At 70.0% G+C, this 25562-nt stretch carries 23 protein-coding genes; 18 read left to right on the top strand and 5 right to left on the bottom strand.

Features of this window, described 5'->3' with window-relative positions; translation table 11 throughout:
- Positions 1–8 precede the first annotated feature (8 nt).
- Positions 9–677 carry a potassium channel family protein gene (locus tag OG698_RS36545; protein WP_406108155.1) on the bottom strand — a complete coding sequence of 223 codons (669 nt, stop codon included), beginning with the start codon at positions 675–677 and terminating at the stop codon, positions 9–11.
- A gap of 66 nt (positions 678–743) precedes the next feature.
- On the opposite strand from OG698_RS36545, the gene OG698_RS36550 reads away from it, so the two are divergent.
- On the top strand, positions 744–1310 hold the full coding sequence (locus tag OG698_RS36550; protein WP_116503347.1) for an HIT domain-containing protein: 567 nt from the start codon (positions 744–746) through the stop codon (positions 1308–1310).
- A gap of 53 nt (positions 1311–1363) precedes the next feature.
- On the opposite strand, the gene OG698_RS36555 is transcribed toward OG698_RS36550, so the two are convergent.
- Together OG698_RS36555 and OG698_RS36560 are read right to left on the bottom strand one after the other, a co-directional pair.
- Positions 1364–3031 (bottom strand): hypothetical protein, encoded by a 1668-nt coding sequence (locus tag OG698_RS36555; RefSeq protein WP_399970847.1) that lies wholly within the window; start codon positions 3029–3031, stop codon positions 1364–1366.
- A gap of 190 nt (positions 3032–3221) precedes the next feature.
- Positions 3222–5429, bottom strand: a complete 2208-nt coding sequence (locus OG698_RS36560; protein WP_406108157.1) for an elongation factor G-like protein EF-G2 — start codon at positions 5427–5429, stop codon at positions 3222–3224.
- Between the two features lie 269 nt (positions 5430–5698).
- Between OG698_RS36560 and pgsA the strand changes: the two genes are divergently transcribed.
- From pgsA to OG698_RS36635, 15 genes are all read left to right on the top strand, one after another.
- Complete coding sequence (pgsA, locus tag OG698_RS36565) at positions 5699–6373, top strand: phosphatidylinositol phosphate synthase (protein WP_326776696.1); 675 nt, start codon at positions 5699–5701, stop codon at positions 6371–6373.
- Positions 6370–7275 (top strand): phosphatidylinositol mannoside acyltransferase, encoded by a 906-nt coding sequence (locus OG698_RS36570; RefSeq protein ID WP_406108159.1) that lies wholly within the window; start codon positions 6370–6372, stop codon positions 7273–7275. The genes pgsA and OG698_RS36570 overlap by 4 nt, the downstream gene beginning before the upstream one ends.
- Positions 7272–8432 (top strand): glycosyltransferase family 4 protein, encoded by a 1161-nt coding sequence (locus tag OG698_RS36575; RefSeq protein WP_406108160.1) that lies wholly within the window; start codon positions 7272–7274, stop codon positions 8430–8432. The genes OG698_RS36570 and OG698_RS36575 overlap by 4 nt, the downstream gene beginning before the upstream one ends.
- A gap of 99 nt (positions 8433–8531) precedes the next feature.
- Positions 8532–9077 carry a hypothetical protein gene (locus tag OG698_RS36580; protein WP_356272295.1) on the top strand — a complete coding sequence of 182 codons (546 nt, stop codon included), beginning with the start codon at positions 8532–8534 and terminating at the stop codon, positions 9075–9077.
- 204 nt (positions 9078–9281) lie between these two features.
- A complete protein-coding gene (pdxS, locus tag OG698_RS36585) occupies positions 9282–10130 on the top strand; it encodes a pyridoxal 5'-phosphate synthase lyase subunit PdxS (protein ID WP_406111491.1) in 849 nt (282 codons plus the stop codon).
- Positions 10130–10735: a pyridoxal 5'-phosphate synthase glutaminase subunit PdxT gene (pdxT, locus tag OG698_RS36590; RefSeq protein WP_406108162.1), complete on the top strand. Its 606-nt coding sequence runs from the start codon at positions 10130–10132 to the stop codon at positions 10733–10735. Before pdxS ends, pdxT begins: the two co-directional genes overlap by 1 nt.
- 75 nt (positions 10736–10810) lie before the next feature.
- Positions 10811–11563 (top strand): YebC/PmpR family DNA-binding transcriptional regulator, encoded by a 753-nt coding sequence (locus OG698_RS36595; protein ID WP_266566512.1) that lies wholly within the window; start codon positions 10811–10813, stop codon positions 11561–11563.
- Between the two features lie 104 nt (positions 11564–11667).
- Entirely contained in the window at positions 11668–12216 is a 549-nt protein-coding gene (gene ruvC / locus OG698_RS36600; protein ID WP_100596998.1) for a crossover junction endodeoxyribonuclease RuvC, read from the top strand.
- Positions 12213–12821 carry a Holliday junction branch migration protein RuvA gene (gene ruvA, locus OG698_RS36605; protein ID WP_406108164.1) on the top strand — a complete coding sequence of 203 codons (609 nt, stop codon included), beginning with the start codon at positions 12213–12215 and terminating at the stop codon, positions 12819–12821. The genes ruvC and ruvA overlap by 4 nt, the downstream gene beginning before the upstream one ends.
- Positions 12822–12873: 52 nt before the next feature.
- Positions 12874–13947, top strand: a complete 1074-nt coding sequence (ruvB, locus tag OG698_RS36610) for a Holliday junction branch migration DNA helicase RuvB (RefSeq protein ID WP_406108166.1) — start codon at positions 12874–12876, stop codon at positions 13945–13947.
- Positions 13948–14112: 165 nt separating this feature from the next.
- On the top strand, positions 14113–14613 hold the full coding sequence (gene yajC, locus OG698_RS36615; RefSeq protein ID WP_100596995.1) for a preprotein translocase subunit YajC: 501 nt from the start codon (positions 14113–14115) through the stop codon (positions 14611–14613).
- 139 nt (positions 14614–14752) lie between these two features.
- The gene (gene secD / locus OG698_RS36620; protein WP_406108168.1) at positions 14753–16540 is read left to right on the top strand and encodes a protein translocase subunit SecD; all 1788 of its coding nucleotides are present in this window, start codon (positions 14753–14755) and stop codon (positions 16538–16540) included.
- A gap of 1 nt (position 16541) precedes the next feature.
- Complete coding sequence (gene secF, locus OG698_RS36625) at positions 16542–17663, top strand: protein translocase subunit SecF (protein ID WP_399970855.1); 1122 nt, start codon at positions 16542–16544, stop codon at positions 17661–17663.
- Entirely contained in the window at positions 17660–18199 is a 540-nt protein-coding gene (locus tag OG698_RS36630) for an adenine phosphoribosyltransferase (RefSeq protein WP_399970856.1), read from the top strand. Before secF ends, OG698_RS36630 begins: the two co-directional genes overlap by 4 nt.
- A 169-nt stretch (positions 18200–18368) precedes the next feature.
- Positions 18369–20960, top strand: coding sequence for a RelA/SpoT family protein (locus OG698_RS36635; RefSeq protein ID WP_406108170.1), 2592 nt, complete (start codon positions 18369–18371; stop codon positions 20958–20960).
- 66 nt (positions 20961–21026) lie between these two features.
- Here the strand turns inward: OG698_RS36635 and OG698_RS36640 are convergent, their stop codons facing one another.
- Together OG698_RS36640 and OG698_RS36645 are read right to left on the bottom strand one after the other, a co-directional pair.
- Positions 21027–22259 (bottom strand): DUF349 domain-containing protein, encoded by a 1233-nt coding sequence (locus tag OG698_RS36640; RefSeq protein ID WP_406108172.1) that lies wholly within the window; start codon positions 22257–22259, stop codon positions 21027–21029.
- A gap of 136 nt (positions 22260–22395) precedes the next feature.
- Entirely contained in the window at positions 22396–23217 is an 822-nt protein-coding gene (locus tag OG698_RS36645; protein WP_406108174.1) for a peptidylprolyl isomerase, read from the bottom strand.
- Positions 23218–23433: 216 nt separating this feature from the next.
- Between OG698_RS36645 and OG698_RS36650 the strand changes: the two genes are divergently transcribed.
- Both OG698_RS36650 and hisS read left to right on the top strand, forming a co-directional pair.
- Complete coding sequence (locus tag OG698_RS36650; protein ID WP_406108176.1) at positions 23434–24144, top strand: MBL fold metallo-hydrolase; 711 nt, start codon at positions 23434–23436, stop codon at positions 24142–24144.
- 12 nt (positions 24145–24156) lie between these two features.
- A complete protein-coding gene (hisS, locus tag OG698_RS36655; protein ID WP_406108178.1) occupies positions 24157–25419 on the top strand; it encodes a histidine--tRNA ligase in 1263 nt (420 codons plus the stop codon).
- The last annotated feature ends 143 nt before the right edge of the window (positions 25420–25562 follow it).

The following is a 25562-nucleotide window of genomic DNA, read 5'->3' on the forward strand; positions in this document are numbered from 1 at the left end:
GTACGACATCAGGAGGCCCCCGGGAAGTTTTCCGGGGGCCTCTCGTCGCCGTCGCGCCGGAACACCTGGAACATCCAGGACGAGAACGAGCCCGTGATCGCCCCGAGCAGCGCCAGACCGCAGGCCATCAGCGCCACCGCCACCAGGCGCCCTGCCGCGGTCACCGGGACCATGTCGCCGTATCCGACGGTCGACAGCGTCGAGCAGGCCCACCACACGGAGTCCCCGAAGTTACGGATCGTGGCGTGCGGCCGTCCGCGCTCGACCTGGTACATGGCCAGGGATGCGGCGAATCCGAGCAGCAAGGCGGACATGCCGGCGTAGGTCGCCACGCGCGCGTGCAGGCTGAGCCGCGGCTGTTCGTGCCGGCGCTGCACGGCGTCGTAGGTCCGCACGACCTGCAGCGGGCGCAGCAGAGGCAGCACCACGACCACCGCGTCCAGCCAGTGGCGATGCACGAACGAGAGCCCCATGCCGCTGTGGCGCCACCTGACGGCGAAGTCCAGCGCGAAGACGGCCCAGGCGGCGGCGGTCACCGCGAGACACGCGTCGCGCACCGCCTGTGGAAGCCCGTGCCCCAGGACTCTGATCGCGTACGACGCGAGGAACAGCAGAGCCGCCAGCGACAGCGGGGTCTCCATCCGGTGCTCCCACGGCGTGCGCCGTCTCTCGTCCATCGGTCAAGGATCGCGGCCGGGGACCGGGACCTGCCCCGCCGACACGCTCCGAACGGGCGAAGCCATATGCTGCACCTCATGACGAGTGAGCCGGAGCAGCACACGGGGCCGGTGGGTGAGCCGGACGGGTTCGGGCGCCTTTGGACGCCGCACCGGATGGCCTACATCCAGGGGGAGAACAAGCCGACCGGACCGGGCGCCGACGACGGCTGTCCCTTCTGTGCCGCACCCGGCATGACCGACGAGGAAGCGCTGATCGTGGCGCGCGGCGCGAGCGTCTACGCGATCCTCAACCTCTACCCGTACAACGGCGGGCACTTGATGGTGCTGCCGTACCGGCACGTCGCCGACTACACGGACCTGGACGACGGCGAGACCGCCGAGCTGGCCCTCTTCACCAAGCGCGCGATGGCCGCACTGCGCACCGCGTCCGGGGCGCACGGCTTCAACATCGGCATGAACCAGGGCGCGGTCGCGGGGGCCGGCATCGCCGCGCATCTGCACCAGCACATCGTTCCTCGCTGGGGCGGCGACACCAACTTCATGCCCGTCGTGGGACACACCAAGGTGCTGCCGCAGCTGCTCGGCGACACCAGGACCGCGCTCGCCAAGGCCTGGCCGGACGCCGACTGAGCCGATCGTGACCGGCCGGCCGGGCCCGCACGCCCCGGGCCGGCCGGGCCCGGCTACGCGTCGTACGCGTCGGCGTTCATGGGCGTCGGGGCCTGGACCAGGTTGCTGAGGAACGACGACCGTGTACCGAACTTCTCCGTGTCCACGCCGTTCTCCTCAAGGACCTTGATGGCCGCCGCGTGCACCACACGCAGGACCGGGGTGGCCGTGCGCAGCGCGTCGTCCGCCATGAAGCGGTGCCGCCACGGCTTGTCCGCCCAGGCGTGCCGCAGTCCGAAGGGCTCGGGCAGGATCAGCTTGCCGCCTATGAAGTCCAGGAGCGGCGGATACCAGGTGAAGGGCGCGCGCACCGCGAGGCGGACCACCTCGTCGGGCTCGATGAGGGGGAGCTTCTTCTCCACCGTCTCCCAGAACTTGATGGCCTTGGCGACTTCCTTCACCTTCGGCTCGGGCTTCGTCGTGAACAGGGAGTGCACCGGGCCGAGCGCATGGCCCGTGATCTCGATGCGCAGCGTCTCGTGCAGCACCGTCACCGTGATCAGCATCGTGATCACCAACTGGCCGTCCCAGAGCGTGAACTGCACGCCCAGATAGTGGCGGTCGCCGCTGCCGAACTGCTGCTCGTTGCAGATCCGCTGTATCTCGTGGTTCTTGATCTGGAAGGCCTCGACGTCGGTGCCGCTGGGGCGCGCCACCTTCTTCGCGTTCTCCCCGATCGGCGAGACGATCCAGTGCTTGATCGACGGCGTCGGGAACCCGCCCGTGTGCAGCGGGCCGCGCTCCAGGAGCCGCAGCTTGTCGTGGACCGCCCGTATGACGTCCCAGCTGCGGAACGGGTGGATCTCCGCCCCCTCGTCGCGGGGGATCAGCTCCTCGGCGAGCTGCCAGCTGCCCCAGCGGGTGCCCATACCGAGGATGCCCTTGGGCCCCGCGTAGAACACGGAATTCGACTGCTGCTCAGCGGTCAGCTTGGCGAGGCTCTGGCGCAGCCGCTCGGCGGCCGTCTCGCCCGGGCTGCCGGGCACCGCCTCCGGGATCTTGGCGCCGATGCCGCCGCCCGCGAGCAGGCTGTCCCAGCGCTCCCGCATGTCCTGCGCCGTGCGCTCGCAGATCTGCCGGGCCCACAGCCAGCCGACCACGGGCGCCACGATCGCCCCCCGCAGATACCAGGCCCAGAAGCCCGTGAACGGCAGCTTGACCATGAAGATCACGGCGACGGCGGCGACCGCCACCATCAGCGCCGTGAACAGCGCTGCCATGCGCTTGTTCTCCTGGCTGCCGATCATGCGGCGGACCTGGAAGACGAGCAGCCAGACGATCAGGCCGGGCAGGAAGAGCAGGCCGCACAGCGCCATCACGGCCGTGAGCCAGCTGTCGCGCTGCTTACGGATCCGGTTCGCCGCGAGACAGTGCTCCACGACGACCTGCGGCTCGGTGCCGAAGGACTGGATGAGCGGCTTGCGGGCACCGCCGAGCAGCCGGCCCTGGACGGCCCGCGAGAACGCCTCGCCCAGATTCGGCGCGGCCAGCGACCAAATGCCCTTCTTCACTTCGGACTTGTGCCACTCGCTGTTGGCGGCGAGCAGATCGTCCACCTTCGCGTCCCGGTACGCCGCCGAAGCCAGGGCGTATGTGGCCGCGGTCTGGCCCGCGGAGCCGTGCAACGGCACCTGCGCCCCGGGCCTGAAGTCGAATACGTCGTCCGCCACTGCCGCCCCCATCGCCGCGCGCCTTCGCTCCTGCGGCTTTCCCGACTTCCTTGCTCCGCACACCTGTTGATCAGGTCATCGGCTTGATCAGGTATTCAGCGTATCCGGGCGCACCGACATCCGTCAGGGGACGGCCGAAGCCGCCCGCCCGGAAGGGGACCGGGCGGGCGGCCTGGCTGTCGGGTGGCCGCGGGAGGGCCAACTACGAGGCGTCCTCGGCCTGTTCGCGCATCCTGTCGCCCAGCTGCGGGGGCATCGGCTCGTGCCGCGCGTACGCCCGGCTGAACCGCCCCGTGCCGTGCGACAGCGACCGCAGGTCCACCGCGTACCGGCCGATCTCGATCTCCGGGATCTCGGCCCGTACGAGCGTGCGAGACCCCGGTGTCTGTTCCGTGCCGACCACGCGGCCGCGCCGCCCCGACAGATCGCTCATCACCGCGCCCACGTAGTCGTCGGCGACGAGCACCTGCACCTCGGCGACCGGCTCCAGGAGATGGATCCTCGCGTCCGCGGCCGCCTCCCGCAGTGCCAGCGCGCCCGCCGTCTGGAACGCCGCGTCGGAGGAGTCCACCGAGTGCGCCTTCCCGTCGAGCAGCGTGATCCGCACATCGATGAGGGGATGGCCCGCGGCCACGCCCTTCGCGGCCTGCGCCCGTACGCCCTTCTCCACGGACGGGATGAACTGCCGCGGCACCGCGCCGCCGACGACCTTGTCCACGAACTCGATGCCGGAGCCGTTCGGCAGCGGCTCCACCTCGATCTCGCAGATCGCGAACTGTCCGTGCCCGCCGGACTGCTTCACATGGCGCCCGCGGCCCGCCGACCTGTCGGCGAACGTCTCCCTGAGCGAGACCTTGTGCGGGACGACATCGACCTGGACGCCGTACCGGTTGCGCAGCCGCTCCAGGGCGACGTCGGCATGCGCCTCACCGAGGCACCACAGGACGACCTGGTGGGTGTCCTGGTTCTGCTCGAGCCGCATGGTGGGGTCCTCGGCGACCAGCCGGGACAGGCCCTGCGAGAGCTTGTCCTCGTCCGGCTTGCTGTGCGCCTGGATCGCCAGCGGGAGCAGCGGGTCCGGCATGTCCCACGGCTCCATGAGGAGCGGGTCGTCCTTGGCGGAGAGGGTGTCGCCGGTCTCCGCCCGGCCGAGCTTGGCGACGCACGCCAGATCGCCGGCGATGCAGTGGGAGAGCACGCGCTGCTGCTTCCCGAACGGCGACGACAGAGCGCCGATGCGTTCGTCGACGTCGTGGTCCTCGTGGCCGCGGTCGGCGAGGCCGTGTCCCGAGACATGCACCGTGTCGTCGGGGCGCAGGGTTCCGGAGAAGACCCGTACCAGCGAGATCCGGCCCACGTACGGATCGGATGCCGTCTTCACGACCTCGGCGACCAGAGGACCGTCCGGATCGCAGACGTTCACCGTGCGCGCGTCGCCCGACGGGGTGGTGACCACCGGGGCCGCGCGCTCCAGGGGAGTGGGGAAGCCGCCCGTGATGAGTTCGAGCAGCTCGACCGTGCCGATGCCCTGCCGGGCGCCCTGCGCCGCGGGCGCCGCGGCCAGCACCGGGTGGAAGACACCGCGCGCCACGGCCCGCTCCAGGTCCCCGACCAGCGTCTTGTAGTCGATCTCCTCGCCGCTCAGATAGCGGTCCATGAGGGTCTCGTCCTCGCTCTCGGCGATGATCCCCTCGATCAGACGGTTGCGTGCCTCCTCGATGAGCGGCAGCTGGTCGGGGTCGGGCTCGGACTCCTTGCGCTCGCCCGACGCGTAGTCGAACACACGCTGCGACAGGAGGCCTGCGAGACCGGTCACGGGCGCGTGCCCGTCCGGCCCCGGCTCGCCGTGCAGCGGCAGGTAGAGCGGGATGACGGCATCCGGGTCGTCGCCGCCGAAGAACGTCTCGCAGGTCCGCGTCATCTGTTCGAAGTCGGAGCGCGCCGCCTCCAGATGCGTCACCACGATGGCGCGTGGCATGCCGACCGCCGCGCACTCCTCCCACACCATGCGCGTCGCGCCCGCCATGGTCTCGGGCCCGTCGGACGCCGAGACGACGAAGAGGGCCGCGTCCGCAGCCCGCAGACCGGCCCTCAGCTCCCCTACGAAATCCGCGTATCCGGGGGTGTCCAGAAGATTGATCTTGTACCCGTCCCATTCGAGGGGCACCAGTGAGAGCTGCACCGACCGCTGCTGCCGGTGCTCGATGTCGTCGTAGTCGGAAACGGCGGTGCCGTCCTCCACCCGGCCCGCCCTGTTCACCGCCCCCGCGGTCAGCGCGAGAGCCTCCACCAATGTCGTCTTGCCCGATCCGCTGTGGCCGACCAGCACCACATTCCTCACGGACGAGGGGTGGTCGGCCGCCGTAGCCCTGCCGGCGGCTCCGGGGTGTGTATTCGCCTTGTCGCCCATGCCTTGCCTCCCGGTTACTTGCACGGTGAGGTGGCACCCCTGCTGAAGAGGGGGTCCCATTGGGCGCGGACACGCGGGACCCGCGATGGCGGCTCCGACGACGCCCGCGGTGTCTTCGAGCTTTGCACTCCGGTCATGGTGCGTCCATACGTCGTACGTGGTTCCCCGGGGCGCGCGGGTGCCCGTCGGTCGTCCACGCGCGCGCGTGACTACGATGGGCCAGCCGGTGGCCAGAAGGGCCGCGCGGCCATCCGACCCTCGGGAAGGCCATGCTGAACAAGTACGCGCGTGCATTTTTCACGCGTGTCCTCACACCGTTCGCCGCGTTTCTCATCCGTCGCGGGGTCAGCCCCGACGCGGTCACGCTCCTCGGCACGGCCGGGGTCGTGGCGGGCGCACTGGTCTTCTTCCCCCGCGGGGAGTTCTTCTGGGGCACGATCGTCATCACGCTGTTCGTGTTCTCGGACCTCGTGGACGGCAACATGGCGCGCCAGCTCGGCCGCACCAGCCGCTGGGGCGCGTTCCTCGACTCCACGCTCGACCGCGTCGCCGACGGCGCGATCTTCGGTGGCCTCGCCCTCTGGTACGCGGGATCCGGCGACAACAACATGCTGTGCGCCGTCTCCATCTTCTGCCTCGCCAGCGGCCAGGTCGTGTCGTACACCAAGGCCCGCGGTGAGGCCATCGGCCTGCCCGTCGCGGTGAACGGCCTGGTGGAGCGCGCCGAGCGGCTCGTGATCACCCTCGTCGCCGCGGGCCTCGCGGGGCTGCACAAGTTCGGCGTCCCCGGCATCCAGATCGTGCTGCCGATCGCCCTGTGGGCCGTCGCCGCGGGCAGCCTCGTGACGCTGATCCAGCGGATGGTGACCGTCCGCAGGGAGTCGGCCGAGGCCGACGCGGAGGCCGCGGCCGAGGCCTCCCAGGAGAGCGGGACCGCATCGTGAGCAACGCGCGCGAACGACTCGTCGACGCCCTTTACGGAGCGGGCTGGAGCTCGGTCAAGAAGCTCCCGGAGCCCGTCGCGGTCCGCCTGGGCCGCACCATCGCCGACCTCGCGTGGAGGCGGCGCGGCAAGAGCGTCCTGCGCCTGGAGTCCAACCTCGCGCGCGTGGTGCCCGACGCCTCACCGGAGCGCCTCAAGCAGCTCTCCCGGGCGGGTATGCGCTCGTACCTGCGGTACTGGATGGAGTCGTTCCGGCTGCCGTCCTGGAGCGCGGACCGCGTACGGAACGGGTTCGACGTCGACGACGTCCACCACCTCACCGACGGCCTCGCCTCCGACAGGGGCGTCATCATCGCCCTGCCCCACCTGGGCAACTGGGACCTCGCGGGCGCCTGGGTCACCGCGAAGCTGGAGACCCCGTTCACGACGGTCGCCGAGCGGCTCAAGCCCGAGACCCTCTACGACCGCTTCGTGGCGTACCGCGAGAGCCTCGGCATGGAGGTCCTGCCGCACGAAGGGGGATCCGCCTTCGGTACGCTCGCCCGCCGGCTGCGCGCCGGCGGCCTGGTCTGCCTCGTCGCCGACCGCGATCTGTCCGAGTCCGGCGTCGAGGTGAAGTTCTTCGGCGACACCGCGCGCATGCCCGCGGGCCCCGCGCTACTCGCCCAGCAGACCGGCGCCCTGCTCCTCCCGGTCACCCTCTGGTACGACGGGTCGCCCGTCATGCGCGGACGCATCCACGCGCCCATCGAGGTGCCCGAGACAGGTACCCGCGCCGAAAAGACGTCTGTCATGACACAGGCGCTGGCCGATGCCTTCGCCACCGGCATCGCCGACCACCCGGAGGACTGGCACATGCTGCAGCGCCTGTGGCTCGCTGACCTCGAGGAGCGCCGACCGTGAAGATCGGCATCGTCTGCCCGTACTCCTGGGACGTGCCGGGCGGCGTCCAGTTCCACATCCGCGACCTCGCGGAGCACCTCATCGCCCTGGGGCACGAGGTGTCCGTCCTCGCCCCGGCCGACGACGAGACCCCGCTGCCGCCGTACGTCGTCTCGGCGGGCCGCGCGGTCCCCGTGCCGTACAACGGCTCGGTCGCCCGGCTCAACTTCGGCTTCCTGAGCGCCGCGCGGGTGCGGCGCTGGCTGCACGACGGCACGTTCGACGTGATCCACATCCATGAGCCGGCCTCGCCCTCGCTGGGGCTGCTCTCCTGCTGGGCGGCTCAGGGCCCGATCGTCGCCACGTTCCACACGTCGAACCCGCGGTCCCGCGCCATGATCGCCGCGTATCCGATCCTCCAGCCCGCCCTGGAGAAGATCAGCGCGCGCATCGCGGTGAGCGAGTACGCGCGGCGCACGCTCGTGGAGCACCTCGGCGGGGACGCCGTCGTCATCCCGAACGGCGTCGACGTCGACTTCTTCGCCCGCGCCGAGCCCAAGGCCGAGTGGCAGGGCGGCACCATCGGCTTCATCGGGCGCATCGACGAGCCCCGCAAGGGCCTTCCCGTGCTGATGAAGGCCCTGCCGAGGATCCTGGCCGAGCGGCCCGGTACCCGGCTGCTCGTGGCCGGACGCGGCGACGAGGAGGAGGCCGTCGAGAGCCTGCCCGCCGAGATGCGCGAACGCGTCGAGTTCCTCGGCATGGTCAGCGACGAGGACAAGGCCAGACTGCTGCGCAGCGTCGACGTGTACGTGGCCCCCAACACCGGCGGCGAGAGCTTCGGCATCATCCTCGTCGAGGCCATGTCGGCGGGCGCGCCGGTCCTGGCCTCGGACCTCGACGCGTTCGCGCAGGTCCTCGACCAGGGCGGCGCGGGCGAGCTGTTCGCCAACGAGGACGCGGACGCCCTCGCGGACTCGGCCGTCCGGCTGCTGGGCGACGCCGACCGGCGCGAGGAGCTGCGGGAGCGCGGCAGCAAGCACGTGCGGCGCTTCGACTGGTCGACCGTGGGGGCGGACATCCTGTCCGTGTACGAGACGGTGACCACCGGCGCCGCGGCCGTCGCCACCGACGAACGCAGTGGACTGCGGGCCCGGTTCGGGCTCGCCCGCGACTGACGGGACGTACCGGCGCGCCCCGCGCACAAACCGGTACGTCCCTCCCGTCCCGTACGCGGCTGATCGCCGCTGCGGGGCACGGCTGTAGCCTTTGCGCCCGTGACCTCCACTTTGATCTGGATCGCGGTCTTCCTCATCGCGGTCGGCCTCTACCTGAGCTGGACCGCCGGCCGCCTCGACCGGCTGCACGCCCGGATCGACGCGGCCCGCGCCGCCCTCGACGCCCAACTGCTGCGCCGCGCCTCGGTGGCGCAGGAGCTGGCCACCTCCGGAGTGCTCGACCCCGCCGCCTCGATCGTCCTGTACGAGGCCGCGCACGCGGCACGGCAGGCCGAGGAGGACCACCGTGAGGTCGCCGAGAGCGAGCTGAGCCAGGCGCTGCGGGCCGTGTTCGGCGAGGCGGGGCAGATGGAGGCGGTACGCGCCGCTCCGGGCGGCCCCGACGCGGCCGAGGAGCTCGCTCAGGCCGTCCGCAGAGTGCCCATGGCCCGGCGCTTCCACAACGACGCCGTACGGGCCGCACGCGCCCTGCGCAGGCATCGCAAGGTGCGCTGGTTCCGGCTCGCGGGCCATGCGCCGTTCCCGCTGGCCTTCGAGATGGACGACGAGCCGCCCGTCGCGCTCGCCGACAGGCCCACCACATAGGCCGACAGGCCCACCACGTAACAGGGGGACCAGGCGCGTTCGCGAAGAATGAGCCACCGGTCAGATATTGGCCCTTGATGTGGACTGGTCGCGGGGCGTTTCCTCTGTGGAGTAGCAGCCCCCCTTTTCCACCGAGCGAGGTCACCCGTGTCCAGCACCCCCCAGTTCGTCGAAACCACCGGCACCGCGCGCGTGAAGCGCGGCATGGCCGAGCAGCTCAAGGGCGGCGTGATCATGGACGTCGTCGACGCCGAGCAGGCGAAGATCGCCGAGGACGCCGGCGCGGTGGCCGTCATGGCGCTCGAGCGGGTGCCGGCCGACATCCGCAAGGACGGCGGAGTGGCCCGGATGTCCGACCCGAACATGATCGAGGAGATCATCGAGGCCGTCTCCATCCCGGTCATGGCCAAGTCCCGGATCGGCCACTTCGTGGAGGCTCAGGTCCTGCAGTCGCTCGGCGTCGACTACATCGACGAGTCCGAGGTTCTCACCCCGGCCGACGAGGTCAACCACAGCGACAAGTTCGCGTTCACGACCCCCTTCGTGTGCGGCGCCACCAACCTGGGCGAGGCCCTGCGCCGCGTCGCCGAGGGCGCGGCCATGATCCGCTCGAAGGGGGAGGCCGGCACGGGCAACGTCGTCGAGGCCGTCCGCCACCTGCGCCAGATCAAGAACGAGATCGCCAAGCTGCGCGGCTTCGACAACAACGAGCTGTACGCCGCCGCCAAGGAGCTGCGCGCCCCCTACGAGCTCGTCAAGGAGGTCTCCGAGCTCGGCAAGCTGCCGGTGGTGCTGTTCTCCGCCGGTGGTGTCGCCACGCCCGCCGACGCCGCCCTGATGCGCCAGCTCGGTGCCGAGGGTGTCTTCGTCGGCTCCGGCATCTTCAAGTCCGGCGACCCGGCCAAGCGCGCCGCCGCCATCGTGAAGGCCACCACCTTCTACGACGACCCCAAGATCATCGCGGACGCCTCGCGCAACCTGGGCGAGGCCATGGTCGGCATCAACTGCGACACCCTCCCCGAGACCGAGCGCTACGCGAACCGGGGCTGGTAATGACCTCTCCCGTAGTGGGCGTCCTCGCGCTCCAGGGCGACGTACGGGAGCACCTCGTCGCCCTGGCCACGGCGGACGCCGTGGCCAGGCCCGTGCGGCGGCCCGAGGAACTGGCCGAGGTGGACGGCATCGTCCTGCCCGGCGGGGAGTCGACCACCATCTCCAAGCTGGCCGTCCTGTTCGGGCTCATGGAGCCCCTCCGCGCGCGCGTGCGTGCAGGCATGCCGGTGTACGGCACCTGTGCGGGCATGATCCTGCTCGCCGACAAGATCCTCGACCCGCGTTCGGGCCAGGAGACGGTCGGCGGGATCGACATGATCGTGCGCCGCAACGCCTTCGGACGTCAGGACGAGTCCTTCGAGGCGGCGGTCGACGTACGCGGCGTGGAGGGCGACCCCGTGGAGGGCGTCTTCATCCGTGCCCCCTGGGTGGAGTCCGTGGGCGCCCGTGCCGACGTACTCGCGGAGTACGACGGGCACATAGTCGCTGTACGGCAGGAAAACGCCCTCGCCACGTCCTTCCACCCCGAGCTGACCGGCGACCACAGGATGCACGCACTGTTCGTCGACATGGTGCGGGCGAAGCGGGTGGCCGGGTCCTTGTAGGATCTCGGGGGGTCCCCCGGCCCTTGCGGCCAGGGGGAGTTCGTACTGGGTTGGTTACGCGAAGGAGACAGGCAGATGTCCGGCCACTCTAAATGGGCTACGACGAAGCACAAGAAGGCCGTGATCGACGCCAAGCGCGGCAAGCTCTTCGCGAAGATGATCAAGAACATCGAGGTCGCTGCCCGCACGGGTGGCTCCGACGTGTCCGGCAACCCGACGCTCTTCGACGCCATCCAGAAGGCCAAGAAGAGCTCGGTCCCTAACAAGAACATCGACTCCGCGGTCAAGCGCGGCGCCGGCCTCGAGGCCGGTGGCGCCGACTACGAGACGATCATGTACGAGGGCTACGGTCCCAACGGTGTCGCGGTGCTCATCGAGTGCCTCACCGACAACCGCAACCGTGCCGCGTCCGACGTGCGTGTCGCCATGACCCGCAACGGCGGCAACATGGCCGACCCCGGCTCCGTCTCGTACCTGTTCAACCGCAAGGGTGTCGTGATCGTCCCCAAGGGTGAGCTGTCCGAGGACGACGTCCTCGGTGCCGTGCTCGACGCGGGTGCCGAAGAGGTCAACGACCTCGGTGAGTCCTTCGAGGTGCTCAGCGAGGCCACCGACCTGGTCGCGGTGCGCACCGCGCTCCAGGAGGCCGGCATCGACTACGACTCGGCCGACGCCAACTTCGTCCCGACCATGCAGGTCGAGCTGGACGAGGAGGGCGCCCGCAAGATCTTCAAGCTCATCGACGCGCTCGAGGACAGCGACGACGTGCAGAACGTCTTCGCCAACTTCGACGTGAGCGACGAGGTCATGGAGAAGGTCGACGCCTGACACGCAGGCAGCGCACGGGCCGACGGGACACACACCCGTCGGCCCGTCGCATTGTCAGTGGTACCCGATAGCCTGCACAAACTGGCTATCGAAGGAGGGGCGGGGTGCGCGTACTCGGCGTGGACCCGGGGCTGACCCGGTGCGGTGTCGGCGTGGTCGAGGGGGTCGCGGGGCGGCCTCTGACGATGCGCGGTGTCGGCGTCGTACGGACCCCGGCCGACGCGGAGTTGGGCCACCGCCTCGTCGCCATCGAGCAGGGCATCGAGCAGTGGCTGGACGAGTACCGGCCCGAATTCGTCGCCGTGGAGCGGGTGTTCAGCCAGCACAACGTGCGGACGGTCATGGGGACGGCCCAGGCGAGCGCGGTCGCGATGCTCTGCGCCAGCCGCCGCGGCATCCCCGTAGCCCTCCACACGCCCAGCGAGGTCAAGGCCGCCGTGACGGGCAGCGGACGGGCCGACAAGGCTCAGGTGGGCGCCATGGTGACGCGCCTGCTGAGACTGGACGCTCCTCCCAAGCCCGCCGACGCGGCCGACGCTCTGGCCCTCGCCATCTGCCACATCTGGCGCGCCCCCGCGCAGAACAGACTCCAGCAGGCCGTCGCCCTGCACGCATCGAAATCAGCCACAGCACCGAAAGGCCGTATCGCATGATCGCCTTCGTCAGCGGCCCGGTGGCCGCGCTCGCCCCTGACACCGCGGTGGTCGAGGTCGGCGGCATCGGCATGGCCGTCCAGTGCACTCCGAACACGCTCTCCGGCCTCCGCATCGGCCAGCAGACCAAGCTCGCCACCTCCCTCGTCGTACGCGAGGACTCGCTCACGCTGTACGGCTTCGCCGACGACGACGAGCGGCAGACCTTCGAGCTGCTGCAGACCGCCAGCGGCGTCGGCCCGCGCCTCGCGCAGGCGATGCTCGCCGTGCACAGCCCCGACGCGCTGCGCGGCGCTGTCGCCTCCGGTGACGAGAAGTCGCTCACCGCCGTGCCCGGCATCGGCAAGAAGGGCGCCCAGAAGCTGCTCATCGAACTCAAGGACCGGCTCGGTGCGCCCCTCGGCACCGGTGCACGCGTGGGCGCCCCCGTGACGTCGGGCTGGCGCGACCAGCTGCACGCCGCGCTCATCGGGCTCGGCTATGCCACGCGCGAGGCCGACGAGGCCATCGAGGCCGTCGCCCCGCAGGCCGAGGAGGAGGGCGGCACGCCGCAGGTCGGCAAGCTCCTCAAGGCCGCGCTCCAGACGCTGAACCGCACCCGCTGACCCGGCCGCGCCCGCTCCCCGCCCGAACCACCACCATCGCGAGGCACACCTCATGAACTGGGACGACACGACCGACGCGACGCCCGACACCGAGCGGCTCGTGGGCTCTGTCGCCGACGGCGAGGACCAGGCGGTCGAGGCCGCCCTGCGCCCCAAGGACCTGGGCGAGTTCATCGGCCAGGAGAAGGTCCGCGAGCAGCTCGACCTGGTCCTCAGGGCGGCACGCGCGCGTGGGGCCACCGCCGACCACGTCCTGCTCTCCGGCGCGCCCGGCCTCGGCAAGACCACGCTCTCCATGATCATCGCGGCCGAGATGGGCGCCCCCATCCGGATCACCAGTGGCCCGGCCATCCAGCACGCCGGCGACCTGGCCGCGATCCTCTCCTCCCTCCAGGAGGGCGAGGTCCTCTTCCTCGACGAGATCCACCGCATGTCCCGCCCCGCCGAAGAGATGCTCTACATGGCGATGGAGGACTACCGGGTCGACGTCATCGTCGGCAAGGGCCCCGGCGCCACGGCCATCCCGCTGGAGCTGCCCCCGTTCACCCTCGTCGGCGCCACCACGCGCGCGGGCCTCCTGCCCCCGCCGCTGCGCGACCGCTTCGGCTTCACGGCGCACATGGAGTTCTACGAGCCGGCCGAGCTGGAGCGCGTCATCCACCGCTCCGCGGACCTCCTCGACGTGGAGATCGACCCCCAGGGCGCCGCCGAGATCGCCGGCCGCTCCCGCGGCACCCCCCGTATCGCCAACCGTCTGCTGCGCCGGGTCCGCGACTACGCGCAGGTCAAGGCCGACGGCCACATCACCCGTGACATCGCCGGGGTGGCCCTCGGCGTCTACGAGGTGGACGGCCGCGGTCTGGACCGGCTCGACCGCGCCGTCCTCGAAGCCCTGATCAAGCTCTTCGGCGGCGGCCCCGTCGGCCTCTCCACTCTCGCGGTCGCCGTGGGGGAGGAGCGCGAGACGGTCGAGGAGGTCGCCGAACCCTTCCTCGTACGAGAAGGTCTGCTCGCCCGTACGCCGCGAGGCCGGGTCGCCACGCCCGCGGCCTGGGCCCACCTCGGCCTCACGCCGCCCCAGCAGACAAGGGGAACAAGCGGACAAGGGGACCTGTTCGGGGCGTGATCGCGCAGGGTAGTCGCCAGGTCAGGAACCCCGGTGCCATGCTGAGCGTTGTTCCTGGAGTGCGGACTCGCTTAGACTCCGCCGATGCCGCCCTTGTGGACGGCGTGCCCACCCCCATCCAACAGGCCGCCTACGTGCGCGGTCGTGCGAAGGAATTTCCGTCCCGTGAATATCGTGACCCTCCTCCCGTTCATCGTGCTCATCGGGGCCATGTTCCTGATGACCCGCTCCGCCAAGAAGAAGCAGCAGGCGGCAGGCCAGATGCGGGACCAGATGCAGCCCGGTTCCGGCGTCCGCACGATCGGGGGCATGTACGCCACCGTCAAGGAGGTCCACGACGAGATGGTCCTTCTGGAGGTGGCCCCCGGCGTCCACGCCGTCTACGCGAAGAACTCGATCGGCGCGGTCCTGGCCGACGACGAGTACAACCGCATCGTCCACGGCACCGAGAGTGACGACAACGATGACCACGACGCCCTCGGCGCCGATGGTGCGGTCGTGCCGGACGACGCTTCCTCCCTCACCGAGACCGACGAGCCCGCCGACGCCTCGGACGACTCGCGCATCGACCTCGACAAGAAGGACGAGGCTGCTGCCACTGACGTAGCCTCCGAGGCCGACGGCGCTGAGCCGAAGAAGACCGACGGCGAGTCCGACGCGAAGTAGTCACGCCCCCAGGACCGCGCGCGCCCGCTCGCGCTCCGCGGTCCCGGACGTGTGATTTCCGCACGGATTCTCGACACCATTTCATGGCCGTCCGGGCACGTACCCCGCTGCGGGACGGATGGAGAGGGAGAACGAGAAGGTGGCAGCACCCAAGAAGGGCCGAAGTCACGGCGCCCAGAGCAGGCCGGGCCGCACACTGGCCTTCATCCTGATCGCGATGGTGGCGCTGACCGGCGGGATGTTCCTGTCCGGCCACACCACACCGCGCCTGGGCATCGACCTCGCCGGTGGTACGAGCATCACGCTCAAGGCGAAGAGCGAGCCGGGTCAGAAGAACGCGGTCAACCAGACCAACATGAACACGGCCGTGAGCATCATCGAGCGCCGCGTCAATGGTCTGGGCGTCACGGAGTCCGAGGTCCAGACCCAGGGCTCCGACAACATCATCGTCAACATCCCCAAGGGGACGAACGAGGCGCAGGCGCGCGAGCAGGTCGGCACGACCGCCCAGCTCTACTTCCGCCCCGTGCTCACCGTGGCCGCCGGTGCGCCCACTCCCGAGCCCTCCGCCAGCCCTTCCGGCTCGGGCAAGGGCAAGGCCACCGACAAGGCGACTGACAAGGCGACCGACAAGGCCACGGACGGCAGCAAGGACAAGGCGTCCAGCACGCCGACCGCCTCGCCGACCTCGTCCGCGACCTCGCAGGGCCGCGCCGTCACCGACGGTCTGAAGGCCGACTCCTCCCCGTCGCCGAGCGCCTCCGCGAGCGGCAAGCCCACCCCCTCGGCCAGCCCCACCCCGGACGCGGCCACCGCCGCACTGCAGAAGAAGTTCACGGACCTCGACTGCACCGACAAGGCCGCCCGCAGCCAGGTCACCTCGGGCGTCAGGCCCGAGGACACCGCCGTGGCGTGCGGTAAGAACTCGTCCGGCCAGTGGGAGAAGTACGTCCTCGGCCCCGCCGAGGTGAACGGCAAGGACGTCGACAAGGCGCAGGCCACGATCAACCAGCAGACCGGCGCCTGGGTCGTCAACATGGACTTCACGGGCGGCGGCTCGAAGAAGTTCGCGAAGATCACCAGCAAGCTCTCGCAGCAGCAGCCGCCGATGAACCAGTTCGCCATCGTGCTCGACGGCGACGTGGTCTCGGCCCCCAGCGTCAGCTCGACCCTGAGCGGCAGCGCGGAGATCTCCGGCAGCTTCGACCAGCAGTCCGCCCAGGACCTCGCCAACGTGCTGTCCTACGGTGCGCTCCCGCTCTCCTTCCAGGAGCAGAGCGTCACGACGGTCACCGCGGCCCTCGGTGGTGAGCAGCTGCACGCCGGTCTGATCGCCGGCGCCATCGGCCTCCTGCTGGTCGTGATCTACCTGGTGGTCTACTACCGCGGCCTGTCGCTGATCGCGCTCGCCTCGCTCATGGTGTCCGCGATCCTCACCTACGTGATCATGACGCTCCTCGGCCCGGCCATCGGGTTCGCGCTGAACCTGCCGGCGGTCTGCGGCGCGATCGTGGCGATCGGTATCACGGCCGACTCGTTCATCGTGTTCTTCGAACGCATCAGGGACGAGATCCGTGAGGGCCGCTCGCTGCGGCCCTCCGTCGAGCGCGCCTGGCCGCGGGCCCGGCGCACGATCCTGGTCTCCGACTTCGTGTCGTTCCTCGCCGCCGCGGTGCTGTTCGTCGTCACCGTCGGCAAGGTCCAGGGCTTCGCGTTCACGCTCGGCCTGACCACCGTGCTCGACGTGGTCGTCGTCTTCCTGTTCACCAAGCCGCTGATGACGCTCCTGGCCCGCAAGAAGTTCTTCGCGAACGGACATCCGTGGTCCGGGCTCGACCCGAAGCGCCTCGGCGCCAAGCCGCCACTGCGTCGCACGCGCCGTGCTCCCGGCTCTCCCGTAGGCCCTGTCGACACGAAGGAGGCGTGAGATGTCGAAGCTCGGCCATCTCGGCGCCCGGCTCATCCGCGGTGAAGTCGGCTACGACTTCATCGGCAAGCGCAAGATCTGGTACGGCATCTCGATCCTGATCACCATCACGGCCATCGTCGGCCTGGCGGTGCGTGGTCTGAACATGGGCATCGAGTTCGAGGGCGGCGCGGTCTTCACCACCCCGAAGACCAGCGTCTCCGCCGGCACGGCGGAGCGCTCCGCCGAAGCGGCCTCCGGGCACGACGCGATCGTCCAGGAGCTCGGCACCGGCGGTCTGCGCATCCAGATCTCCGGCGTGGACACCGCGAAGTCCGACCAGATCAAGACCGAACTCGCGAAGGACCTCAACGTCCCCGAGGCGAAGATCAACGCCGACCTCGTCGGACCCAGCTGGGGCGAGACGATCGCCAACAAGGCATGGACCGGCCTGATCGTGTTCATGATCCTCGTGGTGATCTATCTGGCCATCGCCTTCGAGTGGCGCATGGCGGTCGCGGCCCTGGTGGCACTGATCCACGACATCACGATCACGGTCGGGATCTACGCGCTGGTCGGCTTCGAGGTCACCACGGGCACCATCATCGGTCTGCTGACCATCCTCGGTTACTCGCTCTACGACACGGTGGTCGTCTTCGACTCCTTGAAGGAGGGCACGAAGGACATCACCAAGCAGACCCGCTACACGTACAGCGAGATTGCCAACCGCTCCATCAACGGCACGCTGGTGCGTTCGATCAACACCACGGTCGTCGCGCTGCTGCCGGTGGCGGGCCTGCTGTTCATCGGCGGTGGCTTCCTCGGCGCGGGCATGCTCAACGACATCTCGTTGTCGCTGTTCGTCGGCCTCGCGGCCGGTGCGTACTCGTCGATCTTCATCGCCACTCCGCTCGTCGCCGACCTCAAGGAACGCGAACCGCAGATCAAGGCCCTGAAGAAGCGCGTGCTCGCCAAGCGCGCGTCGGCGGCCGCCAAGGGCGAGTCCGCCGAGGCCCCGGAGCCGCAGGACGACGACTACGACGACCCGTCGGACGACGAGGCCGCGACCGCGGTCGTCGGCCCGCGGCATCAGCCCGCGTCGCGCAACCGAGGCCGCGGGCGGCCCTCGGGGAAGCGCCGATGACCGACATCAAGGAGCTGCTGCTCAGCCGCATCCGCGATGTGCCGGACTACCCGGAGCCGGGCGTGATGTTCAAGGACATCACCCCGCTCCTGGCGGACCCGTCGGCCTTCACGGCACTCACCGACGCCCTCGCGGAGCTCTGCGTAGCGAACGGCGCCACCAAGGTCGTCGGCCTGGAGGCGCGCGGGTTCATCCTGGGCGCCCCCGTCGCCGTACGCGCCGGGCTCGGCTTCATCCCCGTACGCAAGGCCGGCAAGCTCCCCGGGGCGACGCTCAGCCAGTCGTACGACCTCGAGTACGGGTCGGCCGAGATCGAGGTGCACGCCGAGGACCTGGTCGTGGGTGACCGGGTCATGGTGATCGACGACGTCCTCGCCACCGGTGGTACGGCCGAGGCGTCGGTGCGGCTCATCCGGCGCGCGGGCGCCGAGGTCGCCGGCATCGCCGTCCTGATGGAGCTGGGTTTCCTGAGCGGCCGCGAGCGGCTGCTCCCGGCCCTCGACGGCGCCCCGCTGGACTCACTGCTCATGGTCTGAACACCTGGTCACAGGCGTAAAGGCGGGCCCGGAGGAATCCGGTGCCCGCCTTTTGCGTTTGTTCGGTTGAAAGCTGTCCCACCGGCCGAAGGCGAGCGAGCGGCCCAGTGTCGATACCATGGGCTCTCCGGGACCTGAACGGGGGACCCGTCGCGCACGAGGAGCGCCGTTGCCAGACGAGGCCAAGCCACTCTCCCCCAGCGCCGAGCGCGTGGGGGTACCCACAGCCGCCAAGCCCGACCAGAAGGCCGGCCAGGCCGCGGCTGCCGCAGCCGCGCCCGCGAAGCCCGGGAAGACCGGGCAGAGCGCCGCCGGCACGCCGGGCGGCAAGGCGGCCGAGCAGCAGCCGCGCCCCAAGCCTCCCGCCGACACGCGTCCGGCCCCCGGCCCCGAGGCCACCGCCCCGGCCCCTGCCGCCCCGCCCGCCCCGCCCGTGGTGCGCCCCGCAGCGGGCCCGCCCGCCCGCTCCGGCTCCTCGAACCGCGTCCGCGCCCGCCTCGCCCGTCTCGGCGTCCAGCGCTCGAACCCGTACAACCCCGTTCTCGAGCCCCTGCTGCGGATAGTGCGCAGCAACGACCCGAAGATCGAGACGTCCACGCTGCGCCAGGTCGAGCGCGCCTACCAGGTCGCCGAGCGCTGGCACCGCGGTCAGAAGCGCAAGAGCGGCGACCCGTACATCACGCACCCGCTCGCGGTGACGACGATCCTCGCCGAGCTCGGCATGGACCCCGCGACGCTGATGGCGGGCCTGCTGCACGACACGGTCGAGGACACCGAGTACGGCCTGGACACCCTGCGCCGCGACTTCGGCGACCAGGTCGCCCTGCTCGTAGACGGCGTCACCAAGCTGGACAAGGTCAAGTTCGGCGAGGCCGCGCAGGCCGAGACCGTCCGCAAGATGGTCGTCGCGATGGCCAAGGACCCGCGCGTCCTGGTCATCAAGCTCGCCGACCGCCTGCACAACATGCGCACGATGCGGTACCTCAAGCGCGAGAAGCAGGAGAAGAAGGCCCGCGAGACGCTGGAGATCTACGCCCCGCTGGCGCACCGGCTGGGCATGAACACCATCAAGTGGGAGCTGGAGGACCTCGCCTTCGCGATCCTCTACCCCAAGATGTACGACGAGATCGTGCGTCTGGTGGCCGAGCGCGCGCCCAAGCGCGACGAGTACCTCGCCATAGTGACCGACGAGGTGCAGAGCGACCTGCGCGCCGCCCGCATCAAGGCGACCGTCACCGGCCGCCCGAAGCACTACTACAGCGTCTACCAGAAGATGATCGTCCGCGGCCGTGACTTCGCGGAGATCTACGACCTGGTGGGCATCCGTGTCCTTGTCGACACGGTGAGGGACTGTTACGCCGCCCTCGGCACGGTGCACGCGCGATGGAACCCGGTCCCCGGCCGGTTCAAGGACTACATCGCGATGCCCAAGTTCAATATGTACCAGTCGCTCCACACGACGGTGATCGGCCCCAACGGCAAGCCCGTTGAGCTGCAGATCCGTACGTTCGACATGCACCGCCGCGCCGAGTACGGCATCGCGGCGCACTGGAAGTACAAGCAGGAGGCCGTCGCCGGTGCCTCCAAGGTGCGCTCCGACGCCCCGAAGAGCACGGGCAAGGACGACCACCTCAACGACATGGCGTGGCTGCGCCAGTTGCTCGACTGGCAGAAGGAGACGGAGGACCCGGGCGAGTTCCTGGAGTCCCTGCGCTTCGACCTCTCGCGCAACGAGGTCTTCGTCTTCACGCCGAAGGGCGATGTCATAGCGCTGCCGGCCGGTGCGACCCCGGTGGACTTCTCGTACGCGGTCCACACCGAGGTCGGCCACCGGACCATAGGAGCACGGGTCAACGGGCGGCTCGTTCCGCTCGAATCGACCCTGGACAACGGCGACTTGGTGGAGGTCTTCACCTCCAAGGCCGAGGGCGCGGGCCCGTCCCGCGACTGGCTCGGCTTCGTCAAGTCGCCCCGGGCGCGCAACAAGATCCGTGCCTGGTTCTCCAAGGAGCGCCGCGACGAGGCGATCGAGCAGGGCAAGGACGCCATCGTCCGCGCCATGCGCAAGCAGAACCTGCCGATCCAGCGGATCCTCACGGGCGACTCGCTGGTCACGCTCGCGCACGAGATGCGCTACCCCGACATCTCGTCCCTGTACGCGGCGATCGGCGAAGGCCACGTCACCGCGCAGAGCGTCGTCCAGAAGCTCGTCCAGGCCCTCGGCGGCGAGGAGGCCGCCAACGAGGACATCGCCGAGAGCGCACCCCCGTCGCGCGGCCGCTCCAAGCGCCGGGCGAACGCCGACCCCGGCGTGGTCGTCAAGGGCGTCGAGGACGTGTGGGTCAAGCTGGCCCGCTGCTGCACGCCCGTCCCCGGCGACCCCATCATCGGCTTCGTCACGCGCGGCAGCGGCGTGTCGGTGCACCGCAGCGACTGTGTGAACGTCGAGTCGCTGTCCCGTGAGCCCGAGCGGATCCTCGAGGTCGAGTGGGCGCCCACGCAGTCCTCGGTCTTCCTCGTCGCCATACAGGTCGAGGCCCTCGACCGCTCGCGGCTGCTCTCGGATGTCACCAGGGTCCTGTCCGACCAGCACGTCAACATCCTGTCCGCGGCCGTGCAGACGTCCCGCGACCGGGTGGCCACCTCCCGCTTCACCTTCGAGATGGGCGACCCCAAGCACCTGGGTCACGTCCTGAAGGCGGTCAGGGGAGTGGAGGGCGTCTACGACGTCTACCGCGTGACGTCGGCGCGCAGACCGTAGCCGACAGACATGGGAAGGGCCCCCGGCGCTCAGCGCCGGGGGCCCTTCCCATCATGCGATGACTGCTCAGCCGCCGAACTCGTGCAGGCCCTTGAGCGCCTGGTCGAGCAGCGCCTGACGGCCGTCGAGCTCACGCTCCAGCTTGTCGGCCTTCGCGTTGTTGCCCTGCGCGCGGGCCGTGTCGATCTGGCCCCGCAGCTTGTCGACCGCGGCCTGCAGCTGACCGGTGAGCCCCTCGGCACGCGCGCGTGCCTCCGGGTTCGTCCGGCGCCACTCAGTCTCCTCGGACTCCTGAAGTGCCCGCTCCACGGCGTGCATCCGGCCCTCGACCTTCGGACGCGCGTCGCGCGGCACGTGGCCGATGGCCTCCCAGCGCTCGTTGATCGAGCGGAAGGCGGCGCGGGCCGTCTTCAGATCCCCGATCGGCAGGAGCTTCTCGGCCTCGTCGGCGAGCTCCTCCTTGAGCTTGAGGTTCTCGCCCTGCTCGGCGTCCCGCTCGGCGAAGACCGAGCTGCGCGCCGCGAAGAACACGTCCTGGGCACCGCGGAAGCGGTTCCACAGGTCGTCCTCGTGCTCGCGCTGGGCGCGGCCCGCGGCCTTCCAGTCCGTCATCAGCTCGCGGTACCGGGCGGCCGTGGTCCCCCAGTCGGTCGAGCCCGACAGCGACTCGGCCTCGGCGACCAGCTTCTCCTTGGCCTGACGGGCATCCTCGCGCTGCGCGTCCAGCGAGGCGAAGTGCGCCTTGCGGCGCTTCGAGAACGCCGAGCGCGCGTGCGAGAAACGGTGCCACAGCTCGTCGTCCGACTTGCGGTCCAGACGCGGCAGACCCTTCCAGGTGTCCACCAGAGCCCGCAGCCGCTCGCCGGCCGCGCGCCACTGCTCGCTCTGGGCCAGCTCCTCGGCCTCGGTGACCAGGGCCTCCTTGGCGAGCCGCGCCTCGTCGGACTGCTTCGCCTTCTGGACCTTGCGCTCCTCACGGCGCGCGTCGACGGTCTCGACGAGCTTGTCCAGGCGCTTGCCCAGAGCCTCCAGATCGCCGACGGCGTGCGCATCGGTCACCTGCTCGCGCAGGTGCTCGATGGCGGTCGTGGCGTCCTTCGCCGACAGGTCGGTCGTCTGCACCCGGCGCTCGAGGAGCCCGATCTCGACGACCAGGCCGTCGTACTTGCGCTTGAAGTAGGCGAGGGCCTCGTCAGGAGAACCTGCCTGCCACGAACCGACTTCACGCTCGCTGCCGTCGGCCGAACGCACGTACACGGTCCCCGTCTCATCGACGCGGCCCCACGGGTCGCTGCTCACAGCGCCTCCTCCACATGATGCCCGCGAGGCGCCTTGGGGCCCCGGGCATCGTCCACAGTTTCGTCACGGCCAACATAGGCGACCGGCGGGGCGGCTGTCCGCATCCCGCGCGACCGAAATTTTCGCTCCTGGGGGGTCAGGATTTGGTGACTGTCGCCTTGTTGATCACGACGGTTGCGTTCGGGGCGGTGTTCTGTGTCGTGGGGTCCGCGGGCTGGGCGCCGGCGGCGGCGATCTTCTTGAGCACCTTCATGCCGGAATCGGAAATGGTCCCGAACGGTGTGTAGCTCGGCGGCAACTGACTGTCCTGGTAGACGAGGAAGAACTGGCTGCCGCCGGTGTGCTTCTGGCCGGTGTTCGCCATCGCCACGGTGCCCGCCGGATAGACGTTCGCCTTGAGGCTTTTGTCCTTCAGGTTCTCGTCCGGGATGGTGTAGCCCGGGCCGCCCGAGCCGGTGCCCTTGGGGTCGCCGCACTGCAGGACGTAGATGCCCTCGGTGGTGAGGCGGTGGCACTTGGTGTGGTCGAAGAAACCCTTGCCGGCGAGGAAGTCGAAGGAGTTGACCGTGTGCGGAGCCTCCTTCGCCTTGAGGTCGAGGCCGATGTCGCCGCACGTCGTCGCGAGGTTCATCGTGTAGCCGGCCGACTTGTCGATGGTGAGCGCCGGCTCCTTCTTCCAGCTGAGCGGCTTCACCTTGCCCGCGGCGGGCTTCTCGCACGGGTCGGCGGCCTTGGAGGGGCTCGCGCTCGGCTTGGAGGCCGCGGAGTCCTTCTTGTCCTTGCCGTCGAAGGCCCCGGCGGCGAACGCGCCGGCGCCCGCCACCACGACCACGGCCAACGCCGACGCGATCACCGTGTTGCGTGTGCGCGCCCTGCGCCGCGCCGACTCCCGCCGCTGCTGCTGCCGCAAGAACTTCTCCCGGGCGAGCTGCCGCCGCCGCTGATCGTTGCTGACCACCGGGTCTACTCCTCGTACGTCGCGAGACCTGATTCCGAACCGATCCGAAGTGATCCGAACGGGACGAACCGGGTCTGAACTGGACCTGTTACGACCGCCTGCTGTGTGCCCCGTACCGTATATGGGTTAGCTGTGGAATCGGCAGCGCCGGTAGGCTCTGATCTGCCGCATTCTTCTGCGGACACACTTCCGCCGGACGACATACGAAGGACGATCGTGCTGATTGCCGGGTTCCCCGCCGGGGCCTGGGGCACCAACTGTTACCTGGTTGCCCCCGCCGCGGGTGAGGAGTGCGTGATCATCGACCCCGGCCACCAGGCCACCCAGGGAGTCGAGGACGCGCTCAAGAAGCATCGGCTCAAGCCGGTCGCCGTCATCCTCACGCACGGCCACATCGACCACGTCGCCTCCGTCGTCCCCGTGTGCGGGGCCCATGACGTCCCGGCGTGGATCCACCCCTCCGACCGCTACATGATGAGCGATCCGGAGAAGGCGCTCGGCCGCTCCATCGGCATGCCGCTGATGGGTGAGCTGACCGTGGGGGAGCCCGACGACGTGCGGGAGCTGAGCGACGGCGCCGAACTGAAGCTGGCCGGTCTCGACCTGACCGTGGCGCACGCGCCGGGTCATACCAAGGGGTCGGTGACCTTCGCGATGCCCGAGAGCGCGGACATCCCGTCCGTGTTCTTCTCCGGGGATCTGCTCTTCGCCGGCTCCATCGGACGCACCGATCTGCCCGGTGGCTCCATGGACGACATGCTCGAATCGCTGGCACGCGTGTGCCTGCCGCTCGACGACCGGACCGTGGTGCTCTCCGGGCACGGCTCCCAGACGACCATCGGCCAGGAGCGCGCCACCAACCCATATCTGCGGCAGGTGGCCGCCGGCCAGGGAACCTCCTTCGAGGCTCCCCGACGAGGAATGTGACGAGAGACTTCCGTGAGCACCTTTCAGGCCCCCAAGGGCACGTACGACCTGCTTCCCCCCGACTCCGCGACGTACCTCGCGGTGCGCGACGCCATCTCCACCCCGCTGAGGAACTCCGGCTACGGCTACGTCGAGACGCCCGGCTTTGAAAACGTCGAGCTGTTCGCGCGCGGTGTCGGTGAGTCCACCGACATCGTCACCAAGGAGATGTACGCCTTCGAGACCAAGGGCGGCGACCAGCTCGCCCTGCGCCCCGAAGGCACCGCATCCGTGCTGCGCGCCGCCCTGGAGGCCAACCTCCACAAGGCCGGCAACCTCCCGGTGAAGCTCTGGTACTCGGGCTCGTACTACCGCTACGAGCGCCCCCAGAAGGGCCGTTACAGGCACTTCTCGCAGGTCGGCGCCGAGGCGATCGGCGCGGAGGACCCGGCGCTCGACGCCGAGCTGATCATCCTGGCCGACCAGGCGTACCGCTCGCTCGGGCTGCGCGACTTCCGCATCCTGCTCAACTCGCTCGGCGACAGCGAGTGCCGGCCCGTCTACCGCGCCGCGCTCCAGGACTTCCTGCGCGGCCTCGACCTCGACGAGGACACCCTGCGCCGCGCCGAGATCAACCCGCTGCGCGTCCTCGACGACAAGCGCCCCGACGTCCAGAAGCAGCTCGTCGGCGCGCCCTCGCTGCGCGACTACCTGTGCGACGGCTGCAAGGCGTACCACGAGCAGGTCCGCGAGCTCCTGACCGCCGAGGGCGTCGCCTACGAGGACGACGAGAAGCTGGTCCGCGGGCTCGACTACTACACGCGCACCACGTTCGAGTTCGTCCACGACGGTCTCGGCTCGCAGTCCGCGGTGGGTGGCGGCGGCCGCTACGACGGCCTGTCCGAGATGATCGGCGGCCCGTCGCTGCCGTCCGTCGGCTGGGCGCTCGGCGTCGACCGTACGGTCCTGGCACTGGAGGCCGAGGGCGTGGAGCTCGAACTCCCCTCCACCACCAGCGTGTTCGCGGTGCCGCTCGGCGACGAGGCGCGCCGCGTCCTCTTCTCGAAGGTCACGGAGCTGCGCCGGGCCGGCGTCTCCGCCGACTTCTCGTACGGCGGCAAGGGCCTCAAGGGCGCGATGAAGAACGCGAACCGCAGCGGCGCCCGCTTCACCATCGTCGCCGGCGAACGCGACCTCGCCGACGGTGTCGTCCAGCTCAAGGACATGGAGTCGGGCGAACAGGAGGCGGTGGCGGTCGAGGAGATCGTGACTGTCCTGAAGGGCAAGCTGGCGTAGCCGGGCCTCTGGGACGGACGAAGGAGCGGGTCACTCGTGTGACCCGCTCCTTTCTGTTCGTGCCATGTGTGTCGTCATGTCAGGGAGCGCCCCGTCGGAGCGAACGCTTCGGGACCGTCGGCCGTACATGCTTATGTCCATCG

Source organism: Streptomyces sp. NBC_01003 (assembly GCF_045162695.1).
Classification (GTDB): domain Bacteria; phylum Actinomycetota; class Actinomycetes; order Streptomycetales; family Streptomycetaceae; genus Streptomyces.